General features: G+C 74.0%; 10 protein-coding genes. 5 read left to right on the top strand and 5 right to left on the bottom strand.

All coding sequences use genetic code 11. From position 1 onward, the window contains the following. The first annotated feature begins 87 nt into the window (after positions 1-87). Complete coding sequence (locus tag BM339_RS10485) at positions 88-525, top strand: metallopeptidase family protein (RefSeq protein ID WP_256255289.1); 438 nt, start codon at positions 88-90, stop codon at positions 523-525. On the opposite strand, the gene BM339_RS10480 is transcribed toward BM339_RS10485, so the two are convergent. The 4 genes from BM339_RS10480 to BM339_RS49725 form a co-directional block, all read right to left on the bottom strand. Beyond that, positions 504-1,967 carry a DUF5719 family protein gene (locus tag BM339_RS10480; RefSeq protein ID WP_075020717.1) on the bottom strand — a complete coding sequence of 488 codons (1,464 nt, stop codon included), beginning with the start codon at positions 1,965-1,967 and terminating at the stop codon, positions 504-506. The two genes, BM339_RS10485 and BM339_RS10480, sit on opposite strands and share 22 nt — an antisense overlap. Beyond that, on the bottom strand, positions 1,967-5,185 hold the full coding sequence (locus BM339_RS10475; protein WP_143118349.1) for a glycosyltransferase family 2 protein: 3,219 nt from the start codon (positions 5,183-5,185) through the stop codon (positions 1,967-1,969). Before BM339_RS10475 ends, BM339_RS10480 begins: the two co-directional genes overlap by 1 nt. 148 nt (positions 5,186-5,333) lie before the next feature. Beyond that, a complete protein-coding gene (locus BM339_RS10470; RefSeq protein WP_021594342.1) occupies positions 5,334-5,597 on the bottom strand; it encodes a WhiB family transcriptional regulator in 264 nt (87 codons plus the stop codon). Positions 5,598-5,833: 236 nt separating this feature from the next. Continuing rightward, on the bottom strand, positions 5,834-6,799 hold the full coding sequence (locus BM339_RS49725) for a hypothetical protein (RefSeq protein WP_075020716.1): 966 nt from the start codon (positions 6,797-6,799) through the stop codon (positions 5,834-5,836). A gap of 121 nt (positions 6,800-6,920) precedes the next feature. On the opposite strand from BM339_RS49725, the gene cofD reads away from it, so the two are divergent. The 4 genes from cofD to BM339_RS10445 all read left to right on the top strand — a co-directional run bounded on the left by cofD (position 6,921) and on the right by BM339_RS10445 (position 12,077). Next, on the top strand, positions 6,921-7,874 hold the full coding sequence (gene cofD, locus BM339_RS10460; RefSeq protein ID WP_075020715.1) for a 2-phospho-L-lactate transferase: 954 nt from the start codon (positions 6,921-6,923) through the stop codon (positions 7,872-7,874). After that, on the top strand, positions 7,871-9,157 hold the full coding sequence (locus BM339_RS10455) for a coenzyme F420-0:L-glutamate ligase (RefSeq protein WP_021594345.1): 1,287 nt from the start codon (positions 7,871-7,873) through the stop codon (positions 9,155-9,157). Before cofD ends, BM339_RS10455 begins: the two co-directional genes overlap by 4 nt. Positions 9,158-9,244: 87 nt before the next feature. After that, positions 9,245-11,803, top strand: a complete 2,559-nt coding sequence (locus BM339_RS10450) for a bifunctional FO biosynthesis protein CofGH (RefSeq protein ID WP_075020714.1) — start codon at positions 9,245-9,247, stop codon at positions 11,801-11,803. A 7-nt stretch (positions 11,804-11,810) separates the two neighbouring features. Further along, complete coding sequence (locus BM339_RS10445; RefSeq protein ID WP_075020713.1) at positions 11,811-12,077, top strand: hypothetical protein; 267 nt, start codon at positions 11,811-11,813, stop codon at positions 12,075-12,077. An 82-nt stretch (positions 12,078-12,159) separates the two neighbouring features. On the opposite strand, the gene BM339_RS10440 is transcribed toward BM339_RS10445, so the two are convergent. Beyond that, entirely contained in the window at positions 12,160-13,104 is a 945-nt protein-coding gene (locus BM339_RS10440; RefSeq protein ID WP_075020712.1) for a LysR family transcriptional regulator, read from the bottom strand. Positions 13,105-13,388 lie beyond the last annotated feature (284 nt).

Below are 13,388 nucleotides of genomic sequence, written 5' to 3'. Positions count from 1 at the left end.
CAGAGGGACATAAATGAGCCGTTGTGCGAGGTATCGCGGACCAGCCTGCTGCGGGGGCCGCCGCACCGGCGGAGGTACTCTTGAGGCGTGCGATCCCGTGTGGCAGGCGTGCGGCGCCGCGACCGGCACGGTCGTGGCCTCCGCGGTCCTCTGACACCCCCGCAGGCGCCGGTCTCGCGAACCCGGGCGGAACGGTTCGCCGACCTCGTGGACGACGAGGTCCGGCGGCTCGGCGCGCGCTGGGGCCGGGAGCTGGCCCGGGTGGAGTTCACGGTCGAGGAGGTTCCCACCGTCGAGCCGTGGTTCGACGGCCCGGTCCCGCTCGGCAAGACCGTGGCGCCGCCCCCGTCCGCCCGCGACCGGGCGGTGCGGATCGTCGTCTTCCGGCGTCCCGTCGAGGCCCGCGCGAACGGCGAGGCCGAGCTCACCCACCTGATCCGCGACCTGCTGGTCGAGGAGGTCGCCGACCTGCTCGGCCTGTCCCCCGAGTCCGTCGACCCGAGCTACGACGGCCCGGACGACTGATCCGGGATCAGGGCACCCTGGGAGTCGGCGGTGCCCGGCAGGCGGAGCGTCGTGGGGGCGGGCACGATCGGCAGCACCGTGAACAGGTAGCCGTCGCCCTTGCCCTTGGCGAGCGTGCGGGAGGCGTGGACGGGCCCCGATCCGGGCTGCGGTGTGAGCACGGCGCCGAAGGCGGTGTCCCCGCCGGCTCCGCCGGGCGCGGCCAGCTCGGCCTCGACCGTCCGGCCGGCCGGGACCTGGACCTCCTGGGGGGCGCCGGCTCCCTGCGCGTTCATCGTGGCGACCCGCACGGTCGCCGCTCCGGCCGGGGCCGTCAGGACGACGGACGCGTCGAACCGGTTGTCGGCGACGACGCCCGGCCCGGACGAGCGCAGCGGCGGCGTGGCGGTGCCGTAGGCGACGTCGGCGCCCCGCTCGGCGGCGAAGCCCGCGAGGATCGGGCGGTCGGCGGTGAGCCGGACGCTCGCGGTCCGGCCCGACAGGGCGGCGTCGAGGGCGACCGCGGTCACGCTCCTGCCCGGCGCGTCCAGGATGTCCTGGCCCTGCGGGGCGAACGAGCCCTCCGCGGTGATCACCCGCACGGTGATCCGGGCGTCGGCCTCGCCGGGCACCGCCACCAGCAGGCGGCGCTTGCCGGAGCCCTCCGGCACGCCGGGCACCAGGAGGGACGTCGCGGGCGCGGGCGACTGCGGCACCCACTCGATGCCCTTCCCCTCGCCGATCCGGGCGCGCAGCGACGCGGCCACCCGGCCGCTGGAGGTGTGCACGCGCAGCGCGAGGTCGGCGGCGGTCTTCACGATGTCGCCGAGCCCCTCGGCCGACCCGCCGATCCGGACGATCTTCGTGGTGTACGGCTCGACCGGCGTGCCGCGGCCCTCGGTGGTGTCGAGCGGCCCCTCGCCCGAGAGGGCGGTGAGGTCGACCGACGCGGGCTGGGAGTCGACATTGGTCAGGTACAGGTCGAGCTCGTCGGCGGAGGCCGGTCCCGGGCCCATGAACCACAGGTCGGTGCCGGGGCGGGCGCAGCGGGCGCCGGCGAGGCCCCGGTCCGGGCCGCCGCCCCAGTGGGTGGTCTGCTCGGCCTCCAGCCCGCCCGCGATGGCGCCGGTGGCGCGGAGCGTGAAGGAGTCCTTCCCGGACTCGGTGTCCTCGTCCCAGCCCTGGCCGGGCGAGGTCATGGACGCCAGCTCCGAGCCGCCCTTGGTCGGCGCCATGGCGACGCGGCCGCCGCGCTTCTTCTGCGGGAGGGACTGCACGGCGAGCCGCCCGCCCTCGTGCCCCGGGCAGACCATCACGGCGTTCGTGACCGGTGCCTCGCGGCCCTCCCCGGACGCCTCACCCGGACGGGAGAAGGACGCCGCCCCGTACAGGGCGGCGACGGCGACCAGCATCAGGGCGGCCGTGGCGTAGCGCATCCCGAGGAGCCGCACGACCTTCTCCATCAGGCCACCTCCTCGGGGCTGGGCTCTTTCACGGGCTCCTTGGGCGGCGCCTCGTGACGAATCCGGGGACGGTACCCGCGGCGGCGTCCTCGCCGTCCGCGGCGGCCGCGTTCCCGCTCACCGGTGAGCATCAAGGTGTCGGCCTGGGCGCCGGGCAGGGCGAGGACGGCCACGAGCAGGACGGCGATGCCCTGGACGACGACCCAGATGTGCCGCATCGTCATCGAGCGGGTCAGCTCGAACGTGCCTCCCGCGGCGGGGAGCGCGTATCCCTGCGCCCAGCCGTCCACCGTGCGTGCCTTGAGGTCCTTGCCGTCCAGCGTGGCCCGCCACCCGCCGTCGGCCGGCTCGGCCAGGAGGAGGGTACGGGCGCCCGTCCCCGCCGGGATCCGCACGCGGGCGTCGATCCGTCCCGCCGGAAGGGGCGTGAGCGTCGATCCCTGCACGAGCATCAGCCGGCCGGACGGCGCCTGGAGCCGCCAGACGGCGAACGTGCCGGTGCGGCTGAGCCGGGTCAGCTCGGGCGAGGCGTCCAGGACCTTGGTGAGCGGGTCCCGGGCGGGGTACGGCACCAGGAGGTACTGGACGCCCATCCGGCTCAGCGCCGTCCCGTCGTCGCCCTCGCGCCCGGCGGCCAGGCCGGCGACGAGGTCGTCCAGGCGGTCGTGGGCCCGCCCGCCGTCGCCGACCTCCGACTCCCCCAGACGGGGGCGCGCGTCCCGGAGGATCGTGTAGGAGATCCGGCCCGTCGGCTCCCGGTGCAGCACGAGCGTCCTCGGCCCGCCGGGACCGTGCACGAACTGCGGGACCGTGTCGGGGTCGGTCTTCCCGAGCGGACCGCTCGCGCCGCCGATCACCCAGAGCGCGGCGCACAGCAGCGGCGCCGTCAGCGCGACCAGCACCACCGCGACCCCGCCCGCCTTGTAGATCAGGTGGCTGCCCGCGGCGGCCTCCGTGGCGCGCTGGACGGCGGCGGTCGCGGCGAGCAGCGTCCCGGCGCCCGCGAACAGCAGCGCCGCCCCGGGCCACACGGGCGCCGCGTCCGCCCCCTTTGTGACGGTGGCGGCGCTGGTCAGCACGGCGAGGAGCAGCCCGAAGACCACCAGCAGCCAGCCCGCGAGCACCTGGCCCCGGCGGCTGCGCAGCGGCAGCGCGAGGACGGCCGCCGCGAGCAGCCCGGCGAGCGCCCACCGCGCGGGCGTGCCCGGCCCGCCCGGGTCGAGCACGAGCAGGCCGGCCGCGGTGGCGGGCTCGAACGGGCGGTGCAGGCCCGCCTCCGTCAGGAACCGGGACGGGTGCAGCAGCAGGCCGACGGTCCACGGGAGCATCAGCAGCGGCGGGACGCCGAGCGCGACGGCGAGGTGGCGGCGTCCCTGCCGTCCCGGCCGGTCCAGCACCGCCCACACCACACCGGCGGCCAGCGCGGCGATCAGCCAGACGAGGGGGACGAACGCCATCGCGACGGCGAGCAGCAGCGCGACCGTCCACGCGGCCCGCCCCACCCGCTTGCGGCGCGTCCGCACGTCCAGCGCCGCCGCCTCCGAGCGGGGGTACCCGTAGACGCGGGCGGCGTGCACGGCGATCAGCGGCAGCAAGACGAGGACGACCGCGGTCCCGAGCCGCCCGCCCGCGATGGCGCCGGTCGCCGCGGGCAGCAGCGCGTACACGGCCGCGAACCAGGCCCGGACGGCCGACACCGGGACGCGGCGGCCGGCCGCGCGGGCCCGCCGTCCCGTCCGCGGCGCCTCGACCACCAGCAGCCGGGACGCGCGGTAGGCGGTGAGCCCGGCGAGCGGGACGCTGCCGAGCAGCAGGATCGACACCGCCAGCCACGGCTTGCCGAACAGGAAGGTGGACACCACGGCGAGGACCCCGACGTACGGGGGGCTCCCGGCGTCGCTGCCGAGCCCGACCGGATGCCAGCCGGACAGGTACTGCGCCCACAGGTCGCTCGCGCCGCCCCACGCCGGGACGAGCGCGCCGCCGCCGAGCCGCCCGGCGGCCGTGAGCAGGGAGCGCTCGGCGGCGACCGCGACGGCGGTGAGCGCCAGCACCAGCATGACGCCGGGACGGGCGAGGAACCGGCGGATCGGGCCCGGCTCGTCCGCCGTGAGGTCGTCCTCCTCCTCGCGGTCCCGCTCGTGGGTGGCGAGGTACTCCGAGAACGTCTCGCTGATCCGGCGGAGCACCACCCAGCGCGGCTGGAACCGGCGGATGCTGCGATGCACGCGCGTCCGGCCCTCCGCGCGCGCGGCCCGCGCCCGCCGCACCTGTCCCGGGGCGCGGAGCACGTCGGCGAGCGCCCGCAGCTCCTCGCGGGCCGCGCCCGGCCGCTTCGTCATCACCAGGTACAGGGCGTGGAAGAGCGACGCCCACACGTTGCGGACGAGGGCGCGCAGCATCGCGGGCAGCGGCTGGTTGACGAGCAGCGTGTGGATCGCGTTCCGGCGGTCGCGCCGGGACGGGTGCTCGGCCGTCATGCCGATCTCGCGGAGCCCGCGCCGGGACGCCTCCGCGTGGTACACGACGGCGTCGGACGCCGTCACGACCCGGTACCCGGCCGCGTGGACCCGCCAGCAGAAGTCGAGGTCGTCGCGGAAGATGCCGTACTCGACGTCGAAGCCGCCGAGCCGCTCCCACACGTCGCGGCGGACCAGCATCCCGGCGCTGCCGACCGCGAGGACGTCCCGGACGCCGTCGTGCTGGCCCTGGTCGAACTCGCCCCGGTCGATGCCCGTGTCGCGGCGTCCCGCGGCGTCCACCGAGACGCCGAGCTCGCGCAGCACGCGGCGGTCGTCCCAGTCGCGGACCTTCGGGCCGAGCACCGCCACGTTGGGGTCGGTGCCGGCGGTCCGCAGCAGCCGGTCGAGCGCGTCCCGGTCGGGCGCGCAGTCGTCGTGCAGCAGCCAGATCCACTCGGTGCGCGGGTTCCCCGGCTCGTCGTCGGGGACGGGGGCGGACGCGGCGCCCTGCCGGAGCGCCTCGGCGATGGCCTCGCCGTAGCCGGTGGTGCGGGGCAGCGTGAGGATCTCGTGGTCGCCGACGACCTCGTTGAGGACGGCGGGGCCGCGGTCGCGGCTTCCGGTGTCCACGGTCACGAGGCGCTGAGCCGGACGCGACTGCGTCAGCAGCGCCTTCAGCGTCTCCGGCAGCCACCGGGCGCCGTCATGCGCGACGAGGACGGCGGTGACGACATCGCGATCGAGAGTGGGGGCCAAGGGTCGCTCGATCTGTAAGACGACGGGTTCCAGGGGACGAGAATGACAGCGGCCGTGCCGGCCCGAGGCCGGCACGGCTGCTTACTGTACGCGTGGCCGCGCGGGGCACGCTCCGGATCCCCAAGATCCCGGGGCGCGGCCCGCCGGGTCAGACCGCCTGGCGCTTCAGCTTGCGGCGTTCCCGCTCGGAAAGCCCTCCCCAGATGCCGAACCGCTCGTCGTGCTGCAGCGCGTACTCAAGGCACTCCGTACGCACCTCGCATGCCCGGCACACCTTCTTGGCCTCGCGAGTGGAGCCGCCCTTCTCCGGAAAAAACGCCTCCGGGTCCGTCTGCGCGCACAGGGCGCGCTCCTGCCAGCCCAACTCTTCGCCGTCTGTGCCGTGCGCCAGCGGGATGACCACCTCGCTCACAGCGCACCTCCCTGCCCGTGGAACCCCCTGGTCAATGCCTTCCCTCCGGTTCCTTCCCCCGGGAAGGCATTGAAACTACACCGACGAAATTACACGCGTGTAGCGGGCGCCCCGTCAAGCCGGAAGGCATTCCCGGGCGACAAAACGGCTTATGCCGGGATGGGCGAGCTGACCTTCCGATGAAGATCAGTTAATCGGGAGGTAACGGTGCGGGACTCACCGCGGCGGTGCCGGGCTCACTGCGGCGGCGGGGGCCGGTTGTCCCGGTACCAGTCGCCGCCCTCCTGCTCGCCGCCCTGCGGCGGAGCGGGCTGCGTCCCCTGCGGGTCCTGCTCCTGGCCCGAGCCGCCGTAGGCACGGGTCCACTCGCCCATGTCCTCCTGCTCGCCCGGCTGCTGCCCCTCCTGCGGCTGGCCCTGCCGGCCGTACTCCGGCTGCCCGTACCCCTGCTGGCCGTAGCCCTGCTGCTCGTACCCCTGCTGCTCGTACCCCTGCTGGCCCGCCTGGTAGCCGCCCTGGGCACCGTACTGCTGGTAGTCCTGCTGGCCGTACTGCTGCTGCCCGTACTGCTGCTGGTCGTACCCGGGCTGCGCGGCCTGCTGCCCCTCGCCGCCCGGCTGCTGCTGCCCGTACTGGCCGTACTGCTGGTACTGCTGCTGGCCGTACTGCTGGGCCTGCCCGTACTGCTGCCCCGGCTGGCCCGGCTGCCCCTGCTGGTAACCGAAGTCGGGGTAGCCCGGCTGCATCTGCGGCTGCGGACGCGGCGGCTGCAAACCCTGGAACACGGTGAAGGCGAACCATCCCGCGATGCCGACGACGGCGAGATCGGCGGCGCCGAGGAGGAACGAGGTCAGCTTGGTGACCGCCCCCGCGTAGTCGGAGTCGGCGAGCATCCCGCCCAGCCACGAGATGATCCCGAACAGCGCGGTCCCGCCGAGAACGCCGAGCGCCCCCATGGTGATCGTCCGGGCCTGCGGCGTCGGGGTCGGCCCCCACGTCGTCAGCGCGATCGCCAGCGCGACAAGGCCGACCATCCCCACCTGGAGGAACACGCCGTCGTTGGTCTGGCCGAGCGCGCGCAGGGTGAAGCTGCCCCCGCCGCCCAGCAGCGAGATGATCCCCGCGAGCAACTGCACACCTGCCGCGGCGAGCAGGACCCAGGCGGCCGGTTCGCGCAGGCGCTGGACGGCATCCTTGTTCACGGTGAAATCTCCAGACCGAGGCAATCCGATTACACGGCAAAGCTTTGCACAGTGTCGCCCGGAGCGGCGACCCCTGTGCTGCTCGGGAGATGCGCCTCCGTGAGTCAGTAGGGTTCTGTTCATGAAGATCGTGGTGTTGGCCGGGGGGATTGGCGGGGCTCGGTTCCTTCGAGGGTTGCGGGGGGCGGCTCCGGAGGCCGAGGTCACTGTCATCGGGAATACCGGGGACGACATCTCGCTGTTCGGTCTGCGGGTGTGTCCCGACCTCGACACCGTGATGTACACGCTCGGCGGTGGCATCAACGAGGAGCAGGGGTGGGGGCGGGCGGACGAGACGTTCACCCTCAAGGAGGAGCTCGCCGCGTACGGGGTCGGGCCCGCCTGGTTCGGGCTGGGCGACCGCGACTTCGCGACGCACATCGTCCGGACGCAGATGCTGGCGGCCGGCTACAAGCTGTCGGCGGTCACCGAGGCGCTGTGCGATCGGTGGAAGCCCGGCGTGCGGTTGATCCCGATGTCCGACGACCAGGTCGAGACGCACGTGGTGATCGAGGACGAGAAGGGACGGCGGGCCGTCCACTTCCAGGAGTGGTGGGTGCGGCTGCGGGCGTCCGTCCCGGCCCTGTCGATCGCGGCGGTCGGGGCGGAGGGCGCCGAGCCCGCGCCGGGGGTGGTCGCGGCCGTCGAGGAGGCGGACGTGGTGCTGTTCCCGCCGTCCAACCCGGTGGTGAGCATCGGGACGATCCTGGCGGTGCCCGGCATCCGGGAGGCGGTCGCGGCGAAGACCGTGGTGGGCGTCTCCCCGATCATCGGCGGGGCGCCGGTGCGGGGGATGGCGGACGCGTGCCTGACCGCGATCGGGGTGGAGACGTCGGCGCGCGCGGTCGCCGAGCACTACGGTCTCGGGCTGCTGGACGGGTGGCTGGTCGACGACGCCGACGCGGACGTGCGGGTGGAGGGGATCGAGGTGCGGTCCCGCCCGCTGCTGATGAGCGACGCCGAGGAGACCGCGGCGATCGCGCGGGCGGCGCTGGATCTGGCGCTGGAGCTGAAGCGGGCGGAGGACGCGCTGTGAACCTGCGGGTGTTCGGTGTCCCGGGGATGCCGGAGGTCGCCGAGGGCGACGACATCGCCGCGCTGATCCCGGCGGGGACCGTCGAGGACGGCGACGTGCTGGTCGTCACGTCCAAGATCGTCAGCAAGGCGGAGGGACGGGTGCTGGTCGCCGACGACCGGGAGAAGGCCATCGAGGCCGAGACCGTGCGGGTGGTGGCCCGGCGGGCGCACGCGCGCGGCGAGACCCGGATCGTGGAGACGCGGCAGGGGCTCGTCCTGGCCGCGGCGGGTGTGGACGCGTCCAACACCCGGCCCGGCACGGTGCTGCTGCTGCCCGAGGACCCGGACGCCTCCGCCCGGCGCATCCGCGCGGGCGTGCGGGAGCGGACCGGGGCCGAGGTCGCCGTGATCGTCTCCGACACGCTCGGGCGGCCGTGGCGCAACGGGCTGACGGACGCGGCGATCGGCGTCGCCGGCCTGGCGCCGCTCAGCGACCTGCGCGGGCGCGACGACGCCTACGGCAACCGGCTGGAAGCGACGATCACGGCGGTCGCCGACGAGATCGCGGCGGCCGGCGAGCTGGTGAAGGGCAAGCTCGACGGGGTGCCGATCGCGGTGGTGCGCGGGCTGTCCGAGCTGGTCACGCGCGAGGACGGGCCTGGGGCGCGGGTGCTGGTGCGCCCGCCCGAGGAGGACATGTTCCGGTTCGGGCCGTCGGAGGTGCTCTACGCCCGGCGGACGATCCGGGAGTTCACCGCCGACCCGGTCGACCCGGCGGCGGTGCGCCGCGCGGTGGCCGCCGCCATCACCGCACCCGCGCCGCACCACACGACGCCGTGGCGGTTCGTCCTGCTGGAGTCGGCGCAGTCGCGGACCCGGCTGCTGGACGCGATGCGCGACGCCTGGGAGGCCGACCTGCGGCGGGACGGCTTCTCCGAGGAGTCGATCACCAAGCGGCTGCGGCGCGGCGAGGTGCTGCGCCGGGCGCCGTACCTGGTCGTCCCGTGCCTGGTCATGGACGGGTCGCACGACTACCCGGACGAGCGGCGGTCCCGCGCCGAGCGGGAGATGTTCGTGGTCGCGACGGGCGCGGGCGTGGAGAACCTGCTGGTCCAGCTGGCGGTGGAAGGCCTCGGCTCGTGCTGGGTGTCGAGCACGATGTTCTGCCGTGACGTCGTCCGCGACGTCCTCGACCTGCCGGACGAGTGGGACCCGATGGGCGCCGTCGGCGTCGGCCACCCGGCCGCGCCGCCGCGCGAGCGTCCGCCCCGGAGCCCGGACACGTTCATCCAGGTCCGCTGACGGGGAATAGTTCCTGAAGATCCTTGGCTGTCCTTTTCGTGGGACCCGGCGGGGTGCGAATTATGACGATTGGCATAGAGTGCCCGCATGGACGCCACGAGCTCCGCTCTTCGCCGGGCCCTGGCCCGCGCGCGTGACGGCAAGACACTGGACCGATCCGAGGCCACCACACTGCTGCGGGCGCGCGGGGGGCAGCTCGACGAGCTGCTCGCCTACGCGGCCCGCACCCGGGACGCCGGCCTGGACGCCGCGGGCCGCCCCGGCGTCATCACCTACAGCCGCAAGGTGTTCATCCCGCTGACCCGGCTGTGCCGGGACCGCTGCGGATACTGCACGTTCGCGACCGTCCCCCACAAGCTGGACTCGCCCTACCTCAGCCCGGACGAGGTGCTGGAGATCGCGCAGCGGGGCGCGGAGATGGGCTGCAAGGAGGCGCTGTTCACGCTCGGGGACCGGCCCGAGGACCGGTGGAAGCAGGCCCGCGAGTGGCTGGACGCGCACGGCTACGACGACACGCTCTCCTACGTGCGCGCCATGGCGATCCGGGTGCTGGAGGAGACCGGGCTGCTCCCCCACCTGAACCCGGGCGTGCTGACCTGGCGCGACTTCCAGCGGCTCAAGCCGGTCGCGCCGTCCATGGGCATGATGCTGGAGACGACGGCGACGCGGCTGTTCAGCGAGCGCGGCGGCCCGCACTTCGGGTCGCCGGACAAGGACCCGGCCGTCCGGCTGCGGGTCCTGGAGGACGCGGGGCGCACGAACGTGCCGTTCACGACCGGCATCCTCATCGGCATCGGCGAGACGGTCGAGGAGCGCGCGGACGCGATCTTCGAGATCCGGCGGACGATGCGGGAGTACGGCGCGATCCAGGAGGTGATCGTGCAGAACTTCCGCGCGAAGCCGGACACCAAGATGCGCGGCGTGCCGGACGCCGAGCTGGACGAGCTGGCCGCCACGATCGCGGTGACGCGGCTCGTCCTCGGCCCGAAGGCGCGGGTGCAGGCGCCGCCGAACCTGGTCGCCGACCAGTACGCGCTGATGCTGCGGGCGGGGATCGACGACTGGGGCGGGGTGTCGCCGCTGACGCCGGACCACGTGAACCCGGAACGTCCCTGGCCGCAGATCGACGAGCTGGCGGAGCGGACGGCCGAGGCGGGGTTCGCGCTGCGCGAGCGGCTGACGATCTACCCCGAGTACGTGCGGCGCGGTGAGCCCTGGCTGGACCCGCGGCTGACCGGGCACGTCGCCGCCCTGGCCGATCCCGCGACCGGGCTGGCGCGGGAGGACGCCGTCCTGGAGGGCCGTCCCTGGCAGGAGCCGGACGGCGGTTTCGAGGCGTCCGGGCGGACCGATCTGCACACCGAGATCGACACGACCGGGCGGACGAGCGACCGCCGGGACGACTTCGACGAGGTCTACGGCGACTGGGACGCGCTGCGCGACCGCATGGCCGCCCCGTCGCGCTTCGACGCCGACGTCAAGGCCGCTCTCGCGCGCGCCGAGCGGGACCCGGGCGGGCTGTCGGACGACGAGGCGCTGGCCCTGCTGCACGCCGACGGCCCCGAACTGGACGCGCTCGCCTCGCTGGCCGACGGCCTGCGCCGGGACACGGTCGGCGACGACGTCACCTACGTCGTCACCCGGAACATCAACTTCACGAACGTCTGCTACACCGGCTGCCGGTTCTGCGCGTTCGCGCAGCGCCGCACGGACGCCGACGCCTACACGCTGTCCCTGGAGCAGGTCGGGGACCGGGTGGACGAGGCGTGGGAGGCGGGCGCCACCGAGATCTGCATGCAGGGCGGCATCCATCCCGATCTGCCCGGCACGGCCTACTTCGACCTGGCCCGCGAGGTGAAGAAGCGGGCCCCCGACATCCACCTGCACTCCTACAGCCCGATGGAGGTCGTGAACGGCGCGTCCCGGACCGATCTGTCGATCCGGGAGTGGCTGCTGGCGGCGAAGGAGGCCGGCGTCGACTCGCTGCCCGGGACGGCCGCCGAGATCCTGGACGACGACGTCCGGTGGGTGCTGACCAAGGGCAAGCTGCCCGCCGACCAGTGGGTGGAGGTCGTCACCACCGCGCACGAGATCGGAATCCCGACGACGTCCACGATGATGTACGGGCATGTGGACACGCCCGCGCACTGGGTCGCGCACATCAAGCTGCTGCGCTCCATCCAGGAGCGGACGGGCGGGTTCAGCGAGTTCGTGCTGCTGCCGTTCGTCCACCACAACTCGCCCATCTACCTCGCCGGGCTGGCACGTCCCGGGCCGACCGTGCGGGAGAACATCGCCGTCCATGCCCTGGCGCGCATCCTGTTGCACGGCGCGATCTCCAACATCCAGACGTCCTGGGTGAAGTTGGGAGACGAGCTGTGTACGCGCGTCCTGCAAGGAGGCGTGAACGACCTGGGCGGGACGCTGATGGAAGAGACCATCAGCCGCATGGCCGGGTCGGAGAACGGTTCCTTCAAGCCCATCAGCGAGCTGGAGGCGATCGCAGGGCGTGCGGGTCGGCCGGCCAGGCAGCGCACGACGCTCTATGGCGAGGTGCCCGCGGAACGTCTGGAGGCCGCTCGCCGCACGGACGGCATCGGCCATTTCGGAAGGCTGTCTCTGACGCCGGTTTCCCGTCCTGTATGACTGACGGGTGGACGACGAGGCGGGCCCGTTCTGGCGGCGTCCGGCCGTCTGGGCGACCGCGGCGCTGCTGCTGTCGGGCGCCGCGGGCGGGGCTTGGGCGTCCGGGCTGATCCCGGGGCCCGCGTCCTGTTCCGGGCAGGTGCGGATCACGGTCGCCGCGCAGCCGGAGATCGCGCCCGCGCTGAGCGACGTGGCGTCCCGCTTCAGCGTGGGACGCGCTCGGCCGCGACACCCTCCAGGAGGCGGGGTTCCGTGCACCCCGACGGCACACTGACGTCCGCGAGCCTGCCGGAGGCTCGCTCCGCGTCCCCACCCGCCCGGAGATCGACGCGGCCCTGTCGTCCTGGACGACCTGATCAGGGAGCGCCGCGGACGCAGCTGGGCCGCCGCTCGACCAGCAGATCCGCGGAGTGGCGCAGCTCCCGGAGGACGGCCTCGACCGACGGCCGCACCTCCGCGCCGACACGCGTCCACAGCACCATGCGGCGGTCGACCGGGGCGTCGGCGATGTCCCGGACGACGATGCCCTCCTCCCGCTCGGCGAGCACCAGGTCGGGCACCAGGCACACGGCGCCGCCCTGGGCGACCATCGCGAAGATGATCAGCAGGTCGTTGGACCGGTAGCGCACCTCGGGCCGGAAGCCGCCCAGCTCGACGCACGTCCGTTCGAGCAGGTCGGCGTGGTTGGTGCCGACGTGCCCGGTCACCCACGGGCTCCCGGCGAGGTCGGCCATCCGGACCGCCCCGGCGTCCCGCGCGAGCGGATGGTCCTCGGGTAGCGCGACCCGCATCATCTCGGTGATCAGCACCTCGGACCGCAGCTCCGGCCTGCGCGGGCGCGGGAGGTGCGAGTACTCGTCGGTCAGGACCACGTCGATCTCCTGGAGCACCAGCGCCTGGAGGACCCGGTGGAACTCCTCGTCCAGGACGTCCACCACGAGGTCGGGGTACTTCGCAGCCAGCCGGGGCAGGGCGGGCGCGAGGACGTGCAGCAGCGCGGTCTGGAACCCGACGAGCCGCACCACGCCCGCCACCCGCCCGCTCGCCGCGAGCGCGTCCTCCTCGGCGCGCTTGGCCCGCGCGAGCAGCACCTCGGCGTGCTCGGCGAGCACCTCGCCCGCCTCCGTCAGCCGCAGCCGCCGCCCGGCCCGCTCGACCACCGGGACGCCGACGTCCCGCTGTAACTGCGCGAGCTGCTGCGACACGGCTGACGGGGTGTAGCCGAGCGCGTCGGCGACGGCCCCGAGCGTCCCGCGCATCTTGAGCTCGCGGAGCACCCGCAACCGCCCGAGATCCAGCATAGTGAAGCGATTCTTACACAATCCCTACAGAAACCGTCGCTGGACCTGAATGTTGGACGGAGTCAAACTGTAGGTGCGACGGGAAGGGACGGAGACCCCGGCTCCACCGATCGCCCCGCGCGGGAACGCCTCCACCGCGATCCCAGGAAGAAGTAGCCATGCTGTACGTGCTCGGCATCATCATCGCCCTCGCCGTCCTCGGCCCCCTGTTCGGCGCCGACAGCAGGGACGGCCTCGACTGGACCCCGAACAACTTCTGGCTCCGCCGCCGCACGGACGTGGAC

It is taken from the genome of Actinomadura madurae, from assembly GCF_900115095.1.
In the GTDB taxonomy this organism is placed as follows: Bacteria; Actinomycetota; Actinomycetes; order Streptosporangiales; family Streptosporangiaceae; genus Spirillospora; species Spirillospora madurae.
The sequence above is the reverse complement of the archived record's forward strand: the minus strand, read 5'-3'. Positions and strand labels throughout refer to the sequence as shown.